The following is a 21,982-nucleotide window of genomic DNA, read 5'->3' as shown; positions in this document are numbered from 1 at the left end:
AGCAGCAGGCTTGGCAATGCTATTACTGTAAGGTTCCCATGTGGGAGACCGAGCCGAATACCTTCAGGGAACGCTTTCGCGTATCCGACCGGGCCGTCTGGTTCTTTCGGTGCACCGCAGAGCATTTGGTGGCTCAGTGTGACGGAGGGGGCGACACCGAAGAGAACATCGTCGCGGCCTGCCAATTTTGCAACGGAAGCCGCCATCGGAAGAAGCGGCCGAAAGATGCTGCTTCTTATGCCAGCTTTGTTCGATCCAGGATCGAAAAAGGTCGATGGCATCCTGTCCCGTTAACGCATCAGCAGTCTGACGCGTTTCGCGATGACACGTCGTCGCCCTTTTTGGAACCGGGATCATACGTGCTCTCCCCGCAAACTGTCCCAAATTAACCCATCTATTAGCATTCTCTTGCATGCGTGGTTCGCAATGTTAACGTCGCCGACATCGTGGGGGCGCGTATGACAATTGAAGAGCTGATCGATTTGCAGGAAGCGGGCGCAAGGGCTCGTGTGCTGGGGTTAAAGGCTTACGAGAACCCTTACCTCGCGGACAATAGGATGCCAACCGGCGATACCGGCGCTCTCGGGGATTGGCTTGCGCGTCACGACGCGTGGAAGTTTGGTTGGGAAGCGGAGGACGCTAGCCGCGAAGGTAGAATTGGAACTCACTTCAAGGAGTTGATCTCGTTATCCAAACGACGGCCACCTGATACTTGACGCCATTGTCCGTGGTCCACTAGCCGCCCCCTGGCCGCGATATAGGCGGGGCGAGATTCTAGGGCGGCCGGGCCTCAATGTATGCCACACGACAGTGAGCAATTTATCGTCTGTCTTTATACATTTTGAGTAAGTTGCGGCTATTGTACATCTCTCGCGCGGAGGGTGTAGTGCTTAAGGTCGTCAGCGTTTCGTTCGTGTTCGGTACAGCCGCCTTTCTCATCGTTGAAACGATGCGGTGGCATTGGGGCGATGATTCAATGGTCACTGATCCCCATATTGATGTGTGGTTTTTTCTTGGCCAGTTAATCGGCGGGATTCTGGTTCAAACCATATTTGGTTTAGTGGTGGGGATGGCTTTTTTTGTCATGTCTCGAACGCCTGAGAAGGTCAGGCGGGGCATCATCACATCGACGATAACCACGGCCATCGTCACATCGCTAATGGTAGTCGGGGTGTATGGCCATCGAGCGGAGCGCACAGTTGCCAAATCTGTAGCCTTCAGGGGTGCCTTGTAAACCGCGCACCCAATCGTTTCGCCACGCCAACTCGGCCTTCGACAGACTAAGTGTCCATTTAAAAGCTCTCAACCGGGCCGTGCTTGTGGCCGTTGACGACAGCGGTGAGTGTGAGGGCAGGCCAGCGGATCGATGGGTTCGGCGTGCCGGTCTCAATGAGCGACGTTCTTGAGGACTATTGATGCCAAGTTTTTTTGCCGCATTCGTGTTCCTTGTAACCCTTTGGGGTATCTCCGCCGAGAGATCATCCGCAGCTATGTGGCCATGTTGCAGAGGCACGAAATTTCCCTCACGTATCCCTGAACGTGACCCCCACCCTTGAAATGCCGTACGTCGTCTCGGGAGAAGTTATGAATTCAAATCCAAATAAGGACTTCCTCGAATTCCATTCGCTCCCGCCGGATACGATCATTCAGCTCATCGACCGCTCTGCTCAACTCGCGAAGCGTTGGAACAGTCGCACCATGCCCCAATCACTGTCTGGCAAGCGGATCGGCATCATCGTCGATGACACCGGCTGGCGGAATACGACAGCTTTTGATCTGGGTGTGAAGGCTATGGGCGGCATATCTGCGGAGCCGCCGATCAGCTTCAATATTCGCGAAAGCACAACCGATCTTGCAGGCTATCTCGACAACTGGTTCGACCTACTTGTCATCCGGACGAAGGAGATTGCCACCCTGCGAGAGCTTGCCTCTGTCGCCGACGCGCCCATCATCAATGCTCGGACGAAATCCAATCATCCCTGCGAGACACTTGGCGATCTTGCCTATATCAACAGCGTCAGGGGTGCGGTGGATGGCATGAAGGTTGTCGGGATCGCGCCAGATGCAAATATCTTCCGGTCGTGGGTCGAGGCATCCAAGACCCTGCCGATCCACGTTGTCCAAGTCTATCCCGAGCGCTGGCACGTCACTGACCCGAACCTATTAAACCCAAATTTCGAAACCAGTTTCGACATCCGCCACGTCTTCGATGCTGACGTGATTGTCACGGACTCATGGCCCGGTGACGCAGAAGAAGGCGAATTAGCCGCTTATCGGGTGTCGGCATCGCTCCTCGACCAAGGGCGGCAAAACACGATCTTCCTGCCTTGTCCACCAGTGGCGAGAGGGCAGGAAGTGACCGCCGACGCGATGTCTCACCCCACATGTCGTAGCCGCTCCGGGAAGGCATTCCTGCTGCATGCCCAGAATGCCTTGATGGAATGGGCGATCTCCTGAGCTTTTCTCCTGCCTATGTCATAGGACTGGGCTATGCCTTGCACCACGGCCGAGGCGTCGGCGGGCAACTGGTCTCTCCGCAAATGAACGGCACGGCAAGGCCCTCGCCGATTAGAATGCTCCCGACGTCCTTCCCATTAACCAGCAAGGTTCCGCAGTAGCGGCCATGATTGCACTTCTTCGTGCCTTCGGTGCCTGGCGGGCATGCGCACGCCACTTTGGTGAGCCGCGCACTGCCATGGGCGACCAGTTCTCGAAGCCGTGCTGATGCCCGTTCACCCAGTTGGCGTTCGTATTCGCATTGGGGCGAGAACTTCTCCGGCGTGTTGAAGCCAACAAGGCGTGTCCCAGCCCCCTCTCCCGAGACGTGGACCGTATCGCCATCTGTGATCGTGAATGATTGGTTGGCCGGGACCGACGCAATGGGTGACGGTTGGGCAGCCCCTTGGAATGCGGTGTTGCCCATCTCAAATAATCCATAGAGGAGGCCACCCAACGCAATGACAGCCACGATCATCATGTCGCGGATAATTCTCCTGCGCCACCATGCAGCCTCTCGTGACAGGAAGGCCCGTGCGTAACGTTGGAAGCGCCGCCGTCTGTTTAGGGTCGTTCGCTGGTTCTGCGCCGCTCCTCGACTACCAGCACCTTCACTGCCGAGAATTTGTTGTAGTTTGGAAAGCTGTTTGTCGCTCAAGCGCGTCTTGCTGCCATACCTCTCCAACCTGGCAAGCACGTCCGACAGGAAGTTCCGCTGCCAAGGCGTCAGGGTCGGCTGTGCGAGCGCAGATCGAATGCTGCTTTTGAGGTGTTCCGTCTCGAACAGAACGACGACCCCGGCACCTGGCTTCGAGTTCGAGGTGTCCCGCATTTTAGTGAGACGGTTCCGCGCGCCGGGTCGATCTCTTATAGTGGGCCCAAACGGCTGCGATGAAGCCCAGCATGACGATGCCATACCAGCTGAGCAAAAGAGCAAGCATCCATGGATACTGGCCGCCAAAAGCGAATAGCGCTGCGGCAAGGGCAACGTGGGCGACGAGAAGTCCAATCGAAATGAAGAGCACCGAGCGCAACCCTTGTTAGTTTTTGAAATCTAAACAAAACAACCACAAATTCCAAGATGCGCCCAGGTTCAGCATCAAAGCTGGTAAACGCGCGATTACGAAAACGTGTGTTTCGTAGATGATCTATGCTGGCGAAAAACTGCCAAGCCGGGTTGCAATACTATAAGAATCTCGTCATCTCGGCGATGCTGCTGTCGGCCATCGCAACAACGGTCGACGAAGCTTGGGGCGCTCCGGCCCTAGGTCGTCGAGCGCCCTCTCCTTTCCGAGCAGCCCGGACCGGGCTTCGCCCTGCGCCGATTTCATTGCCAGCGTTCCTGCCCCGTCCTCCATTCCTCCGAAATCGGCGCTGAGGACGTGGGGACGGAACGTCGATTACATTGGACGGTCCTCTGGACGCTATTTTCTCCGATCGCGAGTCCGCGTGCGAACACCCCGTCTACGCCATTTAGCACCAGAGGCAAGGTAACACGGCCGTCCGCAGTGTTCTGTCGGGGAGACCTCAAACTACGCGGTCAGCAATAGCGGTTCAAGGGTAGCCATCGGGCAGTTAAAACCGCAATTCGCGCCACTTGAGCGCTCGCTGACCTTTGTGTCGACGCCTAATCGCCCCACAAGGTCGCAGCGGGTCATTTGGATCGCGTTGAAGCAGTGTCGCTCATATATTTTTCAATTCTAAATTTTAGAATACGCGCGTATATTGCAGTGGGGATTACAGTATCAGTGCCTTGATGGGTTGGGGACATGTGCTGGAATACGTCATCGGCATTCACGCCGGTCGCGCTTGCTTTGCGCGGCCCGGCAACGCGCAAGATCGTTCGGACGCTGGGCGATGCCGCGCATCTCCTGCTCAAAGACTGGCCTTCCGACGACGGGGAGGAATATGTCGCTGCCGTCAAAGCCTGCGTCGACGCAATTACCGGGAAAATTGCCCCGGAGCAATTCCGGGAGGCGCTTTTGCGTGCGGCTGATGAGGCGGGTATCACAGCTCTGATCGTCGTCCAGCAGGCCGTGCCGGAGCGGCGACGGAGCGTGTCCTCCGGAGCATGAGGTAAGACCTCTGTCGAACAGCCACTCGCCTCGTTGCCATGGACAGACACTGAGTCAGAAGACCTCGCTGTTCCCTTAGTATGGGTCGGACTGCCTGCCCTCGGGCCCCTCGGCGAGGTGCAGCTGATTACAAGAGCCTCGCTTGCAGTTGTTGCTTTGTCAGCCCAAATCCATCTAACCAAAAGCAAGACGAGCTTCCGGCGAAAGACCACGCAGCGGGTCTTCGATGCGGTCCGCCTCAGCTACATTGGCAACCGGGTCGAGCCAGTGCGGTTGATCTCGACCAACTTGCCGCTGTATTGAACCCGGTATCGTAATAATTTACATCTCCATCGATTAGGTGGGGAAATTCATGTATCAAAATTGGTTTTATGTCGGAACTCTCATTGTTGCTGCTTCGATTGTCTGGTTGGTGGCCGAATACATAGGTAACAGGCAGGCAAAGAAGTCAGGGATACAAAAAACAAGCCTCCCAGTACGCGCGGCTTTCGTTGCTATTCTCATCGCGACCGGCGGTGCGACGTACTGCTACCTGAACATCTATCAGGACTACGGCCTGTCATCACGCGCTGAACTTCCGGCCGCTATCAAGGCGATAGCCGACGCAAAAGCTGCCAAAATTGCCGCCGATGCCAAGGCGAAGAGGGACGCCGAGGAAAAGGAGGCAGCCGAAAGGGCTCGCCTTCTCGCGGAAGCGGACCGGCAGCAAAAACTCGCCGAAGCGCAAAAGGAAGCTGAGGACAAGCGTTGCAGCATGGGCACTGTTTTTTCAGCAAATTACCGCTATGAGCTGCGCAAGGAGCCCAGGGACGATGCTGAAAAGTTTCTGAACGCCACGGCAACCGAGGTGCTTAAAAGGCCGCAGTATCAGAACATCGACGCGTCGACGATGGTGAGGGTGGTCGGTTGTTCGGGCGACTGGCGCGAAGTCAAAATAACCGAACCGTCTTGGCTGACCGACAACATGGGGTGGGTGCCCGCAAGCATTTTGCGGAGTGTCGAAAACAGCTCCGACGGGAAGCGGGTTTTCACGGAGGCGGACTTCTATTGGGAATCTGATACAGGTCCCTACAAGACCCAACTCGTCGCCGCTGTTAATAAGATCGTCCGTGAGACGCCCGGTTGCGACAAGATCGACACCGCATCGCTTGCTCTGTCACCGACACACGGAAGCCCGGGTGATCCGGTCTTCTTCGTGACTTGCAATCCAGAGGGACCAGCGGCGAATAACGTCTGGTTCAGGCCAACCGATAGATAGTGCCGCCAATCCGCGCTCTTACTGCTGAATCGAAACTTCGATGGCTCTGCATGGCATCAAAGCTCGTTTGCCTACGACACCGGCTCTCCCGACGAGGAGACAATGGTCGAACCATAGGGCTCCCGCGACGTCACCATGATCTGGTCGTTCGCCAGCGGCCGGGCCAGCGCCTTGGCTTCCTCCCATGGTGCACGCATCCAAACGTCCGTCTCTTCCTTCGTCAACAGCAGGACAGGCATTGCCTTTTGATGGATTGGCTTGACGACATCGTTGGGATCGGTCGTCAAGAAGGCATAGAGATCGTCTGTTGTCAGGCCGTCTTTCACCTTCCGAACGCTTTGCCATTGCGGGACGTGAATGCCCGCAAAGAACATCAGGGGCCTGCTCTCGTCACGCGCAAACCACGCGTTCGGAGTGCTGCCACCCTCTTCCTTGCTGGCGGGGTCCGGCTCCGCGAAGCTTGTCACCGGCACAAGGCAACGGCTCTGGACGCCGAACCATTTTTTCCAATGTGGGAGATTGAGATTTCGAATGTTGGTGGTGCCCTTGTCCGGTTCCATCCGGATGAGCATGTCCATATTGACCGGCTTGCCCTTCTGCCGCAATTTCTCGGCCCGGGCTTCAGCTGCCTGCTTGATCGCGAAGAACGGCGATGGCAATCCCCACCGGGCGTGCACAAGCTGCTTGCGGCCGTCGGCGGTGTTGCGGACGATTGGCCCCATCTGGTCGGGGTTCATCTGATAGGCGGGCATCAGGTTGATCAGGCTCTCGGCGTCCTGAGCCCATTTGCTGACCCAGTCCTTGTCCTCCATGCGGTAGAGATTGCACATCCGGCGGCCTCCGTTTCGCGATTGCGGACAGCCTATGCGTTTCCGCTCGGAGGTCAAATTGGTAGGCAGGAGCCCGTGTGATTTTGCGGCCGGTTTTCTTGTTGGTAGCGTAATGTCATTACAGCCGGAAAACGTCCGCGTTGTCCTGGCGCTCCCGCAAGCCCTTATAAGAGGCGTGCCGCAGCTTGTTGTCTGGCGTCCATTGCCGAAACTCGACTTCGGCAATCAACGTAGGCTGCACCCAGACAGCCCGCCGTTTCCCGTTATAGGTAACTGGCGGCGCTTTCCGCCGCCACGGTAGCCTGTCCATGGTGGCCCGCAGATCGAGCACCGCTCGCTCCTTGAATCCGGTCCCTACGCTACCAACGTAGCGCAATTCGTCGCCGTGATACGCCGCCAGGAGCAATGACGCGAAGCCGCCGGGAGCGGACGTCGACGGTTCATAGCCGACGATCAGGAACGGTTCCGACTGGACGCACTTGAGCTTGACCCAGTCGCCGGTTTTCCCGGGCCGATAGCGGCTATCGCGCCGCTTGCCAACGATACCCTCAAGTCCGAGCCTGCAGGCATGATCGAGGAGGGCGGCCGGATTAGCATCGATTTCCTCAGACAGCCGGATTGCGCCATCGAAACCGTCTAGTGTCTCTTCAAGCAAATGCCTTCGTTCTCGATATTCCAACTTCCGCAGATCGCGGCCGTCGAGATACAAGAGATCGAATGCCATAAAGATGGCATTCCCGGCCGTCAGGTTACCAGAACGGCGGCCAACCGCGCCGAGCGCGTTCTGCAGTGCGTTGAAGTCCGACCGCCCTTGCTCGTCGAGAACGACCCCCTCGCCGTCCAAGATCATAGTTGCGGGACCGAGCACTCGCGCGGCCGCCGCGATACCGGGAAATCGGTCTGCCCAATCATAGCCGCCGCGCGTGATAATCCGCACGCCGGAAGATTCGACGTGGACGGCCAGGCGGTATCCGTCCCATTTTATTTCCCATTGCCATTGATCGCCGGGAGGCGGCTTTTGCTTAAGGAGCGCCAGCGCAGGTTCCACCCGTCTGGGCATGGGATCAAAGGGCAATGCAGGTTGCGCTCTGTCCCGCTTTTTGATCCGCCGACTTTGTAGTGCGGCGCTTTCATCGCGGAGCAGCGGCTTAGGACGAGGTGGGCGCGGCGCTTTCGGCATACTGACATCGCAGCACGAAATCCTTAGAAAGCAACCAATCGCCACGGTATCTGCCCAAGTAAAGCAACCGCAGGATAGAGCCATCGGTAAAGATGTATCACGCCCGCAAAATGAAGAGCATGCCTGTACTAGAGGCATGGCTCGACACTGGGCCTCGGAACTTCGTGAATCTGCGGGGGTTATGTAGACATCGAAACAGGAGGTTTCCCTATGTCGCAGACCAACAAGGGCCGTGCCCAGGATCGCGCTCGCGTCGCAGGCGGGCAGGATCACGAGGTGAAATATGAGGCGAAGAAGGAGGGTGTTTCCAGGCGCGAGGTCAAGGATGCCGTCAAAGAAGTTGGAACCAGCCGCAAAAAGGTTGAGGCGAAACTGGATCGCAAGCACTGAAGCGTCTCGTTTTCCGCACCATGGCTACGTTGAAATATTCAGATTGTCCCTTTGCGCAGACGGGGTGGCAAAGCCAGCCTGAATTGTTATCAGTGGAGAACTGCCCTCGCGTCTTCCCAAGTTCTCTCGGCGATGTCGATGTGCCACCGCAGCGGTTCCGGCGGCTAGGAAGACCAGATGCTCCATTAAAATTTAGGGGCGACCGCAATTGCCCGAAGATCATCCGACCCCGCCCTTTCTCTCACTGAAAGTTCCGGCTCTTCACCCTGAGCTGATCGATATGAAGGTCCGGAATTGATCCCGAGCGGGAGACTATGCCGAGCCCGTTCCCTAAGCCCCGCGATTTCCGGTAAGGCCCCGTGGCAAGCTCGGCATATTTTCAAAGCACTGGAAGGCGGATTTCGGCGCTAAGCGAACAAAGACAAGGCTATCTGAAATTAATGCTGAGAGGGCAAGAGAAACGCCGGTCTTCTCTCGAAGCCCGCTGATACTGGGAGGCAGTCGTCATGGCAGCGCTGGGCATAAAACCCAGACTGTTGACAACAACCAGAAGGCTATAAGAGATAAACTGTCTGCGCTCCCAAAAAAGAAGATTATTTCACGAGGCATTCATGAAAGGTTCGACTAAGCTCAAAAAATCGCGGGTATTCATAGCGATTTTTGTTTGCTCCTGGTTTTTGCTTGGCTTTGTTTCGTCGGCTGTGGTGATCGGTTCCAATTTCATTCCGTCTGCTGAGTGGTTGGCATGGACAAATCCTCTGCGTGTCATTGTGGGCTCCCTATCCGCCGCGCTTTATGTCTGGATTATTTGGAAAGGCGCTGGAATGAGCAAACTGAAGCGCGTCCTCGGTGTCATAGTCGGCCCGTTTTTGGGTTATTTTATGGGAGGCAGTATCCTGTTCATTTGGCCGTTGCTGCTCCCAGTGATCGCAGGCGATGTAGTTGCGCTTCCGTTCACGGTACATGGACTAGCCGATCGCTTGGGAAAGAACTGCTACTCTGCAGTGATGTTGGAGGACACGCCTTTTCTTGTCGGCCGAGTGTGCAACGTCCCAGATGATATCAGATCACGCCTGTCACCGGGCATCGGCGTCTTCGTACGCGGCTGGGGAACGCGTCTCGGGGTGTACGCGCATGACTTGAGCCTGACCTGAAGCCGCAGAGCCTGACGCACGGCATCCATACGCGAAACCCCGCATGGAATTCTTATGAACACCATTGTTTCCTGCCTCCTGGAGACAGGTATTTATCGTTGCTGATGACCGCAATTGGCGCAAAGCTACCATTCAAGGTGCTCAACCACGCGATAGACGTCGTGTCGACGTTCCTTCTAATGAAAATTCCGACTTTTGACCTTCAGCTGATCGATATGAAGGTCTGGAATGAAGATGTCCCGAGACTTCATTCCTTGCCAGGCTGGCTCTCGGGAATCCGGCCTGGCTGGCGTCCCACGGCCGAACTCAGCACCCCTTCCCGTAGGCAGCCTGAAATCCAGATCGCGATCCGCCAGCCCTGATAGGCTTCCCGACAGATCAAACAGCTGCTGCGCGACGAGATGCACGACATCGCCTTCTCGCTGGATACGGCCGTTGATCGCCATCATGGAGGCACCGAGCGCAATGCGCCTTGATCGCTCAAACAGCTTCGGCCAGATGACCACGTTGGCGACGCCGGTCTCGTCTTCGATGGTCATGAAGATTACGCCCTTTGCCGAGCCGGGCCGCTGTCGGACCAAAACTAAACCCGCTGCCATCAGCCACCGGCCATCGCGGGCCGACATCGCTTCCGCGCAGGTGACGGTGCGCCGTTCAGCAAGCTCCCGACGAAGGAAGCTGACGGGATGCTCCCGCAGCGTCAGACCGGTGTGCCCGTAATCGAGGACGACGTTGTGTCCCTGCGTCATCTGCCGCAGCTCGACCGTCGGCTCCTGCTGCTCGGCAATCGTTCTCGCCTCGCGTTCGGCCGCCGCTGCAAAGAGTGGCAGAGGCTCGTCCCGTAAAGCCTTGATCGCCCAGAGCGCGTCACGCCGTTCGAGCCCGAGCGATGGCAGAAAGGCATCTGCTTCGGCAAGCTCCACCAGTGAGGCTGCAGGCACACCGGACCGTCGCCAGATGTCGTCGACGCTGTCGAAGGGCTGATCGGCCCCGGCGGCAACGATCCGGGCAGCATCTGCCGTGGCCAAGCCGCGAACCATTCGCATACCGAGCCGGACGGCGTGACGGTCTGAGCCGTCGATAGCTTCGAGCGTGCAGTCCCATCGCGATTGGTTGACGCAAACCGGCCGAACGTCGACGCCGTGCTCCCGGCCATCCCGCACGATTTGGGCCGGTGCGTAAAAGCCCATCGGCTGTGAGTTCAGAAGCGCCGCACAGAAGACATCCGGGAAATGGCATTTGATGTAGCTGCTGGCATAAGCGATCAGCGCAAAACTAGCGGCGTGGCTCTCGGGAAAACCATAGGAGCCGAAGCCTTCCAGCTGCCCAAAGGTCCGTTTGGCGAATTCCGGTGAATACCCGTTGCGGATCATGCCGGAGACCAGCTTGTCCTCAAACTTGCTGACGCCGCCGGTGAACTTGAAGGTCGCCATTGCCCGACGCAGCTGATCGGCTTCGCCGCCGGTGAACCCCGCGCAGACCATCGCCACCTTCATCGCCGATTCCTGAAACAGCGGCACGCCGAGTGTCTTGTGGAGAACCGCTTCCAATTCGGGCGTCGGGTATTCGACTTTCTCCTTGCCCTCCCGACGGCGGAGATAAGGATGAACCATGTCACCCTGGATGGGGCCTGGGCGAACGATGGCCACCTGGATCACCAAATCGTAGAAGGTCTGCGGCTTCATGCGCGGCAGCATCGACATCTGCGCCCTGCTTTCGATCTGAAAGGTACCGAGCGTGTCGGCCTTGCGGATCATCGCATAGGTGGCCGGGTCCTCCTGCGGGATGGTCGCAAGATCGAGATTGATTTCCTTTTCCTGGGCGAGGAAGGCAAAGCTCTTTGCCATGCAGGTCAGCATACCCAAGGCTAAGACATCGACCTTCATAAATTTCAGCGCCTCGACATCGTCCTTGTCCCACTCGATGACCTGACGATCCACCATCGACGCCGGTTCGATAGGGACCAATTCATCCAGACGATCATGGGTCAGGACAAAGCCTCCAGGATGCTGCCCGAGATGGCGAGGGGCTCCCATCAGTTGCTGGGCAAGTCTAAGCGTCAGGGCAAGACGCCGGTCCTTAGGATTGAGGTTGAGTTCCCTGACCTGCTTCTCCCCGACCTGCTCGGTCCACGCCCATACCCCAGATGACAATGCTTTGATTAGGTCCTCCGGCAGACCGAGCGCCTTGCCGACATCACGGATCGCACCCTTTGTGCGATAGCGCGTGACCGTCGCACAAAGCGCTGCCTTGTGATGCCCATAGGTGTTGTAAATCCATTGGATGACCTCCTCCCGCCGCTCGTGCTCGAAGTCGACATCGATGTCGGGCGGCTCGTCGCGTTCCTGGCTGACAAAGCGCTCGAACAGGAGGTCGTTGGTGTCGGGATCGATGGAGGTGATGCCGAGGACAAAACAGACGGCCGAGTTCGCAGCCGAACCGCGCCCCTGGCAAAGGATGCCCTGGGATCGGGCATATCGAACGATGGAAAAGACTGTCAAAAAGTAGGGGGCATAGCGCATCGTCTCGATCAGGGCGAGTTCATGCCGAATGGTCTTCGCAACATGAGTTGGCAGCCCTTCTGGATAACGGTTTGGCACGCACTCCCAGACAAACTGCTCAAGCGACTGCTGGGCCGTCCTGCCTGGAACAATGGCCTCCTCCGGGTACTGGTAGGTCAACTCTTCCATGCTGAAGCCACAGCGCTCGACGATTTCCATCGTCCGGCCCAGCGCTTCGGGATATTGGGAGAAAAGCCGTTCCATCTCCTCCGGCGGCTTCAAAAACCGATCCGCATGCCGCTCGCGTTCGAAGCCAACATCGTCAATGGTCGTGCGCGTTCTTATGCATGTCACGACGTCCTGCAGCTGGCGGCGGCCGGGCTCATGGAACAAAACGTCATTGGTGACCACTGTCTTTACACGATGCAGGACTGCCATATTGGAAATTTCATGCAGCCTCATCTGGTCGTTTGGCCGTCGGCGCAGGCAAAGCGAAACATAGGCCCGGTCACCGAAGATTTCGGCCATCTTTCGAAGCTGGATCGCGCAGGTCTCATCCGGCAGATCGGGCACGAGGATACCGATCAGCCCCTCCGCATAGAGAACGACGTCATCGAGCGTCAGAATGCAGTTGGCTTTGCCGCCTCTGCCTTTTCCGAGCGTCAGCAACCGGGTCAGCCGTGAGTAGGCCGCCCGGTCCGTTGGATAGACCAGGATCGACATGCCATCCTGCAGATCGAGGCGACAGCCGACGACCAGCCGCAGACCTGTCGCACGAGATGCTTCCAGTGCCCGCACGATACCGGCGAGCGAATTGCGATCGACAATCCCGAGAGCCTCGATGCCAAGTTCCTTTGCAGTCGCAAACAGCTCTTCCGCCGAGGATGCGCCGCGCAAGAAGCTTAAATGGGTTGTCACCTGGAGTTCCGCGTATCTCATGCGAAGATTCCGTGAATGAACCAACGATGGGAGCCGGTATCGAGATCGACGCCGTCGCCGGAGCGGTAAATCCAGTAGCGCTCGCCGCTCTCATCCTCGACGGTGAAATAGTCCCGGACAGCCGCCCACTCGGAAGTTCGTTGCCACCATTCGCCGAAGATGCGCTCGGGGCCGTCAGCCCGTTTGACGCCCCGCCGTTTACCGCGCCAGCTAAACCAGACCGGCGGGTGGTCGGGAAGAAGAGCCATGACTTCGATGAGTTCGGGTCGATCCATTAACCGCACAGGGCGGGGCCAGACCGTTGGCCAGGTTTGTCCAACCTCAGCTTCGACGGCTGATATGCGTTGGACTGATCGCTCCGGAACATCGCTCGCGACAGGAGCAAAGCGATAGATGCGATAGGTTCCACGGTTGCCCAGGACATCAACGAAGGCCCCTAAGTCAACCGTGGTTTCCTCGACCAGACTGGATGCGATTTGCTTGTCATCCAGTGGTTCGACCATCGTGGCCGCGAGACTGAGCTTCTCGATGCCGAAGCCGGGATCGATCCGTTCGATGCGGTCGCGCAACAGCTTCGTCAACCACCCGACATCGCGCACCGGCTTGGCGGTACCCGCCCTAAGTGCCTGGATCGTGTTGTCGGTGCGGTGGACGATCAGATCGGTGCGCCGGACACCCAGCCCTTTTGCCTGCAGTTCAAGGCAGAGCTTCTGCACGAGCCGCCCGATGTATTTGCCGATGGTTTCTGCTGCTCCGATTGGCTCGGCGAAAGCACGATGAACTTCGATGACGTCTGGAGATCGGATCGGATCGATGGGCTCGGCGACCCGGCCGAACATCTGGTCAACACGACGACCGATTTCGGGACCAAAGCGAAGGGCCAATGGCGCACGCGGTGTGGCAGCCAGCTCGCCAACAGTTTGGAAGCCAAGCGTTCGCAGGCTGATCACCGTCTCGGAACTGATCCGCAGCGATGAAAGAGGAAGTCGTGCAACCGCGTCAGCCGTTTTCCCTGTCGGGACTACCTTAGTCTCGGCCGTCATGGCTCGTGCCAATCCGTATGCAGCTCCCCAGGTGTCGGCGACGACAGCGCGGGCCATCAAACCTAGGGCGCGAAACCGGTTCACGAGACCGGACAGCATCAGCTCTTCGCCGCCCTGAAGATGATCGGCCCCCTCGGTGTCCATGACGATACCATCCGGTGGATCGATTGCCACAACCGGAGAGAATTGCGACAACGCCCAGATCGTCAGACGTTCCAGCGCTGCCAGATCGGCGGCAGGATCGGCGTCGACCATGTGAAGGCCCTGAACGAGTGCCTGCGCCTTTGCAGCTGCCATGCCAACGTGCAGCCCGAGTTTTGCTGCGTTCAAGTCGACGGCCGACAGCCATCGTTTCGAACCGCTCCTGGCGACTACGACGAGCGGAACCTCAGCCGGTATGAACGGATCGCCACGTCTGACCCGATCCGTCGCCAGCGTCGGAAAGAAGACTGATACGACCCTGGGCATCGCACGCACCTATTTCAAAATCTGCACTTTCACCTGCCTTCACCCTGATCAGCTCGGCCAGCCATCGCGCTCGACCGATACCAGGCACCGGCAGCGGCTCCGACGGCAGGACGGAAATTCGCCATCGTGTTGCCGCCGCTGTAGGGTGTCCGAAATCACCGGCCTCGGTCTGCCGTCGCCACCGTCGAATGATCAACCCGATTGTCCCTGAGCTTTCGGATGCGAGCTGCAGACGACGCGATGCGACCATTGGCAAACGCACGAGTTCGGCAACGACGGCTGCTAGCCCGCCGAACCGCAAGGCTTCCTCGAAGGCTTCGAGAACATATTCCTCGCGGATCGCTTCAATATAGACAACGCGATCAGGGTGAAGGCCGACCTGAGCCAATGCCGGGGCAAAGAGGTCGGGACGGGCCAGGCACCAAACGACCTTGCCTTTGGTTCGCGCCGCGACACCGGCAACAAAGAGCGCCGCTGCGGCCCCATCAACCGCCCCTGCTCCACCTCCGGCAAACTCGTGCACTGCTCCATAGGTCAGACCGCCGCCTGGAAGGTGTTCGTCGATCTCGGCCACCCCAAATGGCAGGACGGCTTTCGGTCGCGCAATCGCCCCTTCGAGATGCTGAATACGGTCTCGAAGATCGGAAATGATCGCGTTCGCGGCTTTCTGCGCCATTCGGAGCCTCAAAATCATGTTTTCATCTCACCCGAAAGCGAGTATGTTCCCTGTTTGTTCCTTATCGTCATATGAGTCAATGCGCATGAATGGGCGAGTGATCAGTGAACTGCAACCTGACTACATGCCGCCGAGGCCGAACTGTGAACGGATTCAATCGTGTAACAAGGAGCCGTCCACAGGCTCGAAAAATGTCATCGATGAGAAAATATACCTATGATGAAAAGACCGCCTCCATGTCTATGGAGACTCGCAATTACTGTCCATTGCAAGACAGCTGACATTTAGGGAGAATATCGCATGACAGAGCATGTGGTCTCATTCGAGAAAAAACGCCTGGAACGTTTGGACGGCACACTGTTTGGATCGACAGCTGAGGATTCCAAGATGCAGCTATCGGCTCGCAGATCGAGTTTGCCAAACGCGAGCTTGAGACTGTGCAAGGCTATATCGACCTCGCCTACGTGGGAACAATCACAGTCACGATGAATGATTGCGGTGAACCGCCTCCACAGCAGCCGTTCGCACACCGTGGCAGCATCTTGTCAAACTACGAACAGGTCCTGTTCGACCGGATTGCCGCGCTTGAATACGAGCAGGAGATGCTCAGCTCACTGCCGACGATCAATAATCAGCGGCCCGCCCAAATGGAACAGTTGTTGTCGGTTCTTGAGTGATGACCAATCAGCTCCGGAATTTGGGTCTGGAATTTAGCGTTACTTGAAATCGCTATCCTCGACTCTCGATAAAGTTGTTATCTTGCTTGCGCGATTCTACGTTGGGCGATTAGGAGCAGCAATGGTTGAGGTCCAGAGCGAGTTGGAACGAGGGAAGCTGCGCTCCCTTTCGGTGAGGAATTTTAGGTGCATCGGACCGCAAGCCGTTCGTGTCGATCTCGATGACATTGTTGTTCTCGTTGGACCAAACAATTCCGGCAAAAGCTCCATACTGAGGGCGTATGAAATAGCGATGAGCGAAGGGTCTAACGCTGGGAAACTCAAACCCGAAGACTTTCCAAACGGCGAAGTAAATCCTGAGGAGCCGGTCGAAATCGAATTGGTCACCGAGGTGATCACCGGAGACCCCGGTAAACAGTGGATCGGAGACTTCGATGGCAAGCCGATAGCTGATGTTGGAAAGAAATACGTCAAGGAAAAGTGGGTCTGGAATGACCAAGGAAAGGGGAAGAGGTTCGGCTGGAACGTGGAAAAGCAGGAGTGGGACGATAAGAAACCTTGGGGTTATGCCAACGTTGCTAACGCGCGGAGGCCAGCCGTCCATCCGGTTAGGGCGTTTGATCCGCCTGAAGCACAAGCAAAGCAGATACACGATCTTTTGCGCACCGCGATTGTAGATTCTGCAAAGCTAATCTCAAAGGACGGAGTGAACCTCTATGAGAAGCTCCTTGCAGATGTGTCGGAATTCCAGAAGCTGACTCTGGACCACAACAAAGAAAAAATCGAAGATGTCGAAACAAAACTGAACGAGATTGTTTCCTCGATATTCCTTGATCACGCAGTCCGGTTCATCCAATCCACGGACGCATCGGATTCGACCATTAAACTGTTTCCGGAAGGTGGCCGCCTGACTATGGGGCACAAGGAGGGGCATATGTCCGACCTTGAGTCTCAAGGAAGTGGCGCTCGGCGTACCATGTTGTGGGCCACGTTGAAATTCTTGAAGGATTCGGCGAGTGATCAGAAAAAGGCAAACGTCCTTTTGATCGATGAACCGGAATTGTGCTTGCACCCAAACGCCATACGCGATGCATGCAGGGTATTGTATGACCTGGCCTCGAAAGAAGGTTGGCAGATCATGATTACCACGCACTCGCCTGTATTCATCGACCTCTCGCGCGACAATACGTCGATTGTCAGAGTCGAGAGGAAAGCAAAAGGCCACGTTGTTGGAACAACGTTGTTCCGACCGGAAACCGCGAAGTTAAACACCGACGACAAGGCCAACCTCAAATTACTGAACCTTTTCGATCCCTACGTGGCTGAATTCTTCTTCGGCGGTCGAGTGGTGATAGTTGAAGGAGATACTGAATATTCGGCATTTCGAATGATTATAGAGGAAGACAAGTCCTTCTCGGACGTTCACGTCATTCGCGCCCGAGGAAAGGCCACTATCGCGTCATTGGCAAAGATATTGAATGAGTTTGGGGCTAATTACGCAATTCTTCACGACACCGACAGACCTAAGACAATGAGCAAAGACAGAAAGACTGGCGAGAACAAGGAGATTGTGAATCCGGCGTGGACAACAAACAGCAATATCTTGGTGGCAGTTGAGAAACAGCTGGCAACTAAAGCGGTTCGCCTTGTCGCATCAAAAGTCCATTTTGAAGCGGCTTTCTTTGATACGGCCTTAACCGGGGAAAAACCTTACTCCGCAGTGCGGGCTCTGCAGACTGAACCTGATCGAAAGAAAGTCATAGCACAATTGCTGCGTGGCCTTATCGACCGCGAAGCTCACCTACCAAAAGGATGCGTAGAGTGGTCAAAGATCACTGATTTAGAAGCTGCGCTTATCGATGGTGAATGAAGAGTGTTATCCATCGCGATGGCCCACGCGTTCGTGATTGATAGATCAGGAGTATGAAAATGGACAATTGGACGTCGCCGCCAGACGAACAGCTCACCTGTTACATTTGTGGCGAAAGCCTCACACCCAGCACAAGTAGCATTCACCACCTCCGTCCTGCCTATGCTCGTGGAAACGCACGTCGTGAGCGATCCAATCTCTTGACCATATGCGCAGCTTGCAATTCGACCTCGGAACATCAGTTCGTGGCATACCTTGGAGCCTTACTCACGAAACACCCTGATTTTTCTGAAATTGCTCTTGACGAGGTTATCACAGGCTCTCGCTATCGCGCTGACCTCTTGGCCTCACGTAAAGTGAAACGCAGGCAAAAGAGGCTCATTATTGAATGCAAGGGATTTTCCGAATTTACACCTCAACGCGTGAGGGCAACACTTGATCAGCTGAGGCGCTATGCGGCTATATCCGAAGATGCACAACTGGTCTTGGCGTATCCCGGAGTGATGGATGAGGCTACGCTCGAACAATTCAGTAAGCTTCAAGTGGAGGTTTGGGACGCGCTCAGCATCTTCGATTCTTTTGAAGAACAAATCGTCAACACCCCCGATACGTTCTTTCAGCAGCGTCTTTTAGAAGTACGTGACCGCACTTCCCGAGAGCAGCGCCTCGTCAATCGACTGCGAAATTGCCCTGAGGGCCTGGAGCATTGGGCGGATTATCAAAAAATAGTCGGGACTGTTCTCACTCATCTCTTTTGCGGACCGCTTGCTGATCCGCAAGTCGAGCACTCTGATGCTACAAAAACCAACAGACGGGATTTCATATTCCCGAACTATGCGGAGGGGGGCTTTTGGCGCTACCTTCGAGATCGATATGCCGCAGACTATATCGTAGTCGACGCCAAGAACCATGCCACACAAATCAAAAAAGAAAGCGTCAACCAGATAGGCAACTATCTGAAGGAAGCTGGCGTTGGGAAGCTCGGAATAATCGTCTGCCGATACGGACCGAGCAAAGGTGCGAATGTCACAGTTCGGGAGAAATGGCTTCTGGATGGAAAGTTGATCATCTTCGTAACAAACGAGGACCTTGAACAGATGCTCCTAGCCAAAGCTGCTCAGGGCGATCCAACCAGGATATTGACCGACATCATCCAACGGTTTCGATTGTCGATCTAGGCCTCTTCTCCGGGCTGCCTCGCCACGGGCTCAGCCGCATTAATTCGACCGGGCCCCGGCCACCGACAACAAGTTGTTGCGAGTTGGCTTTCGGACATTGAGCATGACGCACATGCCGTTCCTGTAATAGTTGAAGCCTTGGCAGCTCTGCGTGATGACACATTGATCCTGACACGCCGCGAGCGACGAACCGGAAAACTTAGCAAATGGCTTGCCCATGATTTCCACATTCTTGCTCGTGCGGAAATCGAGCGAAGGACCGAAGTCTTGCCCCACGCGCATAATGTCACCAGCGCCGCCCTTATAGCCAGACACCGCCCCGCTGAACTGAAGCGCCTCTGTCGCCATGCCCTTCAAGAAGCAAACGTTGTGCGTTTCATTAAACGTGAACGCACGGCACCGCTCATTGCCGTCGCACTCTATTTTGCAGTCTTCGACCGTGAATAGCTTCAGTGGCATGTCTGGCAGGTCATAGCCCGGCAGATCGGTATGCTCGAATATCCGCCACAGCGGCGCTTGCGACTGAACTGGAGGCGTGACGGTGACAGTCGTGGGAGCGTAGCTCGCAGTCGTATCCCCTCCAAAGGGCACAGGTGCTGAAGGTTGTGCAGGTGCATCGCCCGCCAAAAGATCAATATCTAATCCGATCTGTTTCGCGTCAGCGGCAGTCAGCCACTGCATGGAGGCTGGCGCGGCGTCGGTAACATAGACAATGACGTTTGCGCTAAGGCCAAGTTGCTGAAGATACGATCCGACGAGGGCATTCCCTGCGCTGCTGACGGTTTGCTGCCCTGACGTGTCACTGAAGACGGCGTGGAAACCGACCTTGGAGGTCGGCGTAATGAACCGGTGCTTCCCCGCCAGCCAAACCAGCCCGCAAGATGAGGCGCATATCGTGTTTTCGGCTACGGCGGTCGAGAAGCCCTTGATCGAAATTGTGCGGCCGATTTCCATTCCGACCCCTGCCAATCCACCGGGGCTGTCCAAGAAGACGACTGCCTTGTTGGTCGAAATGGCGAGGTTCTTAAAGCGATTGTCATCGCCCTCCTTGAACTCGCCGACCACAGAAATGATGTAGATATCGTCCTTCAGCTGGTCGATCTGGACATCTGCGGCTCTGGCTTCAAACGCACAGATCAGAACCACAATAGCAGAAAGAAACACGCGCACACTCACAACCATACCCCTTTCCACCTCACGGCGAGTAAGCGACTTCGTATGAAGAAAGTCAAAGTGTAAATGTGACGGAGGTACGCTTCTTGCAAGCAAAGGTTCAATTTGTTTATGTCTCCCGCAACGACGGGGATTTATGTACCAAGCTTGGTTTTTTGTCGGCCTATCTGCAGTGGCGGCCTCAATCCTCTGGTCGGTATCAGAGCTGTTGTCCGCAAAACGTAAATCGCGGATATCCAGAACAGTCCGATCACTTGGCACGATGGTCTATCTTTCGCTGGCTGCCGTGCTTCTTTCCGCCGGGGCAAGTGCCTTTTGTTATCTCAACATCTACCGTGATTATGGCGCGGCGTCACATGCGGACCTGCCGAGAGTGATGAAGGCGCTGGCGGATGCTGAGCAAGCGCGGAAGAGGCAACTGAAAGGGCTCGCCTGCTTGCCGAAGCGGGCCGCCAGCGCGAATTGCGTATTGCGGAAGAGAAGCGCTGTGGCATGGGGATGATCAGGGTGGCAAACGCCATTTAAGAGGTCAGGGCGGAGCCAAACGAGGCCGCTGAGAAGTTCATAAATGAGAAGGCGAGCAACTCACGAAAGACCTACTATCGCAGCATCGACACTTCAACCATGGTCCGAATAATAGGATGCAAGGATGACTGCAGAGAAGTACAGATCACTGAGCCGTCCTGGCTGACCGAGACAATGGGATGGGTTCCAGCGTCGGTCATCCGTGAAATACAATATACGGCCGACGGCAAACGTATTTACGTTGAAGCAGACTTCGCCTGGGAATCAGACACGAGAGGATGCAGGGACAAACTGCTCTCGGCGGTGAACAAAATCAGCCGGGAAAGTGTCAACACCTGGCAGCATCTGAGGCGCTGGAATGGTTCGGGATTTTTTCGGGACACCGCGCTCCATCCCAGGACAATTGCAGCATTTTGGCTCCCGTTATCAAAAACGGGAACCATTGATGATTGCGCCAAAGCGCCTAGTTATCAATAGGATAAGTGGTGAGAGCGTCGGGGTTCGAACCCGAGACCTACTGATTAAAAGTCAGTTGCTCTACCGGCTGAGCTACGCTCTCCCTCTCCGCGGGTGTGAGGCACCCCGGCTGGAAGTGGGCGGAACATAGGCAGGTGACCCATTGCGGTCAACCGAAAAATTCGGCTTTTGCGAAGCTAGGGCATATTTCTCTCGCACGCAAAGGCAGATTTCTCGCCCACGCAAAAAGGTGATTGGCAATCCCGAGCCTGCGACGCTAGGAACAGGGCGCAGATGCAGCCGGAGAGAATGCGTGTCGATTGCCGATATTTCCCTGTGGAGCGCCTTGATAGCAGGGGCGCTTTCTTTCCTTTCACCCTGCGTACTCCCCCTCGTCCCGCCCTATCTCTGCTATATGGCCGGCATATCGGTAGAGCAGTTCCGTGGAGGCTCCGCGGTGGCGGTGGCGCCCGACGTCAGGCGCGGCGTGCTGTTCTCGGCGCTATTCTTCACGCTCGGCTTTGCCACCGTTTTCGTGGCGCTCGGCGCCGGAGCTTCCAGCATAGGCATGGCGCTTCGCCAGCATCTCGACCTGCTCTCCAAGATCGGCGGGCTGATCATCATCGTCATGGGGCTGAATTTCCTCGGCCTCTTCCGAATCGGATTTCTGGGCCGCGAGGCGCGCTTCCAGGGCGGCGGCAAACCGGCGACACTGACCGGCGCCTACGTCATGGGCCTTGCCTTCGCCTTCGGCTGGACGCCCTGCATCGGGCCGGTGCTCGGCGCGATTCTCGGTGTCGCTGCCTCGCGCGAGACGGTCGGCTCCGGCGCCGGGCTGCTTGCGATCTATTCGCTGGGTCTTGCGATTCCCTTCTGGATCGCCGCCGGCTTTTCCGGCGCCTTCATGCGCTTCCTGTCGCGCTTCCGCCGCCATCTCGGCACGGTGGAAAAGGTGATGGGCGTCTTCCTCATCCTCACCGGCCTCGCCTTCCTGTTCGGCTGGGTCAGCGATGTGGCGATCTGGTTCCAGCAGACCTTTCCGATCCTGATGCAAATCGGCTAGAAGAGATTCTTCCCCGCCGACCATCCCGCG

The 21,982-nt window shown here is 56.6% G+C and carries 19 protein-coding genes and 1 tRNA gene; 12 read left to right on the top strand and 8 right to left on the bottom strand.

Annotated elements, in window-relative coordinates; all coding sequences use genetic code 11:
* The first annotated feature begins 38 nt into the window (after nucleotides 1–38).
* The 4 genes from AMK00_RS33680 to AMK00_RS10160 all read left to right on the top strand — a co-directional run bounded on the left by AMK00_RS33680 (nucleotide 39) and on the right by AMK00_RS10160 (nucleotide 2,457).
* The gene (locus tag AMK00_RS33680; RefSeq protein ID WP_145924201.1) at nucleotides 39–389 is read left to right on the top strand and encodes an HNH endonuclease; all 351 of its coding nucleotides are present in this window, start codon (nucleotides 39–41) and stop codon (nucleotides 387–389) included.
* A gap of 69 nt (nucleotides 390–458) precedes the next feature.
* Nucleotides 459–716, top strand: a complete 258-nt coding sequence (locus AMK00_RS32965) for a CrpP-related protein (protein ID WP_064810299.1) — start codon at nucleotides 459–461, stop codon at nucleotides 714–716.
* A 170-nt stretch (nucleotides 717–886) separates the two neighbouring features.
* On the top strand, nucleotides 887–1,234 hold the full coding sequence (locus AMK00_RS10165) for a hypothetical protein (protein WP_064810298.1): 348 nt from the start codon (nucleotides 887–889) through the stop codon (nucleotides 1,232–1,234).
* A 350-nt stretch (nucleotides 1,235–1,584) separates the two neighbouring features.
* Nucleotides 1,585–2,457, top strand: a complete 873-nt coding sequence (locus tag AMK00_RS10160) for an ornithine carbamoyltransferase (RefSeq protein WP_064810297.1) — start codon at nucleotides 1,585–1,587, stop codon at nucleotides 2,455–2,457.
* Between the two features lie 31 nt (nucleotides 2,458–2,488).
* Here AMK00_RS10160 and AMK00_RS10155 read toward each other — a convergent pair whose 3' ends face one another.
* Nucleotides 2,489–3,328, bottom strand: coding sequence for a thermonuclease family protein (locus AMK00_RS10155; RefSeq protein WP_082930875.1), 840 nt, complete (start codon nucleotides 3,326–3,328; stop codon nucleotides 2,489–2,491).
* A gap of 937 nt (nucleotides 3,329–4,265) precedes the next feature.
* On the opposite strand from AMK00_RS10155, the gene AMK00_RS10145 reads away from it, so the two are divergent.
* The gene (locus tag AMK00_RS10145) at nucleotides 4,266–4,571 is read left to right on the top strand and encodes a DUF982 domain-containing protein (protein ID WP_064810295.1); all 306 of its coding nucleotides are present in this window, start codon (nucleotides 4,266–4,268) and stop codon (nucleotides 4,569–4,571) included.
* A 352-nt stretch (nucleotides 4,572–4,923) separates the two neighbouring features.
* Complete coding sequence (locus AMK00_RS10140; RefSeq protein WP_064810294.1) at nucleotides 4,924–5,829, top strand: hypothetical protein; 906 nt, start codon at nucleotides 4,924–4,926, stop codon at nucleotides 5,827–5,829.
* A 71-nt stretch (nucleotides 5,830–5,900) separates the two neighbouring features.
* Here AMK00_RS10140 and AMK00_RS10135 read toward each other — a convergent pair whose 3' ends face one another.
* Both AMK00_RS10135 and ligD read right to left on the bottom strand, forming a co-directional pair.
* Nucleotides 5,901–6,659: an SOS response-associated peptidase gene (locus tag AMK00_RS10135; protein WP_064810293.1), complete on the bottom strand. Its 759-nt coding sequence runs from the start codon at nucleotides 6,657–6,659 to the stop codon at nucleotides 5,901–5,903.
* Nucleotides 6,660–6,777: 118 nt separating this feature from the next.
* Nucleotides 6,778–7,839 (bottom strand): non-homologous end-joining DNA ligase, encoded by a 1,062-nt coding sequence (ligD, locus tag AMK00_RS10130; protein ID WP_064810292.1) that lies wholly within the window; start codon nucleotides 7,837–7,839, stop codon nucleotides 6,778–6,780.
* Nucleotides 7,840–8,049: 210 nt separating this feature from the next.
* Here ligD and AMK00_RS10125 point away from each other — a divergent pair, with 210 nt between their 5' ends.
* Complete coding sequence (locus AMK00_RS10125) at nucleotides 8,050–8,229, top strand: DUF3606 domain-containing protein (RefSeq protein ID WP_064810291.1); 180 nt, start codon at nucleotides 8,050–8,052, stop codon at nucleotides 8,227–8,229.
* Between the two features lie 611 nt (nucleotides 8,230–8,840).
* Complete coding sequence (locus AMK00_RS31880) at nucleotides 8,841–9,383, top strand: hypothetical protein (RefSeq protein ID WP_145924200.1); 543 nt, start codon at nucleotides 8,841–8,843, stop codon at nucleotides 9,381–9,383.
* Nucleotides 9,384–9,559: 176 nt separating this feature from the next.
* On the opposite strand, the gene AMK00_RS10115 is transcribed toward AMK00_RS31880, so the two are convergent.
* Genes AMK00_RS10115 through AMK00_RS30680 form a run of 3 tightly spaced genes read right to left on the bottom strand, consistent with a single transcriptional unit; the run spans nucleotide 9,560 to nucleotide 15,010 of the window.
* Entirely contained in the window at nucleotides 9,560–12,823 is a 3,264-nt protein-coding gene (locus AMK00_RS10115; RefSeq protein WP_064810289.1) for an error-prone DNA polymerase, read from the bottom strand.
* On the bottom strand, nucleotides 12,820–14,334 hold the full coding sequence (locus tag AMK00_RS10110; RefSeq protein ID WP_064810288.1) for a Y-family DNA polymerase: 1,515 nt from the start codon (nucleotides 14,332–14,334) through the stop codon (nucleotides 12,820–12,822). The genes AMK00_RS10115 and AMK00_RS10110 overlap by 4 nt, the downstream gene beginning before the upstream one ends.
* Nucleotides 14,255–15,010 carry an ImuA family protein gene (locus tag AMK00_RS30680; RefSeq protein WP_082930878.1) on the bottom strand — a complete coding sequence of 252 codons (756 nt, stop codon included), beginning with the start codon at nucleotides 15,008–15,010 and terminating at the stop codon, nucleotides 14,255–14,257. The genes AMK00_RS10110 and AMK00_RS30680 overlap by 80 nt, the downstream gene beginning before the upstream one ends.
* Before the next feature lie 437 nt (nucleotides 15,011–15,447).
* Between AMK00_RS30680 and AMK00_RS32960 the strand changes: the two genes are divergently transcribed.
* The 3 genes from AMK00_RS32960 to AMK00_RS10090 all read left to right on the top strand — a co-directional run bounded on the left by AMK00_RS32960 (nucleotide 15,448) and on the right by AMK00_RS10090 (nucleotide 18,735).
* Nucleotides 15,448–15,687: a hypothetical protein gene (locus AMK00_RS32960; protein ID WP_237352971.1), complete on the top strand. Its 240-nt coding sequence runs from the start codon at nucleotides 15,448–15,450 to the stop codon at nucleotides 15,685–15,687.
* Between the two features lie 121 nt (nucleotides 15,688–15,808).
* Nucleotides 15,809–17,557 carry an ATP-dependent nuclease gene (locus AMK00_RS10095; RefSeq protein WP_064810286.1) on the top strand — a complete coding sequence of 583 codons (1,749 nt, stop codon included), beginning with the start codon at nucleotides 15,809–15,811 and terminating at the stop codon, nucleotides 17,555–17,557.
* 59 nt (nucleotides 17,558–17,616) lie between these two features.
* Nucleotides 17,617–18,735, top strand: coding sequence for an HNH endonuclease (locus AMK00_RS10090; protein ID WP_145924199.1), 1,119 nt, complete (start codon nucleotides 17,617–17,619; stop codon nucleotides 18,733–18,735).
* A gap of 39 nt (nucleotides 18,736–18,774) precedes the next feature.
* Here AMK00_RS10090 and AMK00_RS10085 read toward each other — a convergent pair whose 3' ends face one another.
* On the bottom strand, nucleotides 18,775–19,917 hold the full coding sequence (locus AMK00_RS10085) for a PAN domain-containing protein (protein ID WP_064810284.1): 1,143 nt from the start codon (nucleotides 19,915–19,917) through the stop codon (nucleotides 18,775–18,777).
* A gap of 999 nt (nucleotides 19,918–20,916) precedes the next feature.
* Nucleotides 20,917–20,992: transfer RNA gene (locus AMK00_RS10075), tRNA-Lys, on the bottom strand.
* A 210-nt stretch (nucleotides 20,993–21,202) separates the two neighbouring features.
* On the opposite strand from AMK00_RS10075, the gene AMK00_RS10070 reads away from it, so the two are divergent.
* On the top strand, nucleotides 21,203–21,952 hold the full coding sequence (locus AMK00_RS10070) for a cytochrome c biogenesis CcdA family protein (protein WP_064810282.1): 750 nt from the start codon (nucleotides 21,203–21,205) through the stop codon (nucleotides 21,950–21,952).
* The last annotated feature ends 30 nt before the right edge of the window (nucleotides 21,953–21,982 follow it).

Source organism: Rhizobium sp. N621 (genome assembly GCF_001664325.1).
Taxonomy (GTDB): Bacteria; Pseudomonadota; Alphaproteobacteria; order Rhizobiales; family Rhizobiaceae; genus Rhizobium; species Rhizobium esperanzae.
Note: the sequence above shows the minus strand (reverse complement) of the source record. Positions and strands in the feature narration are given on the sequence as shown.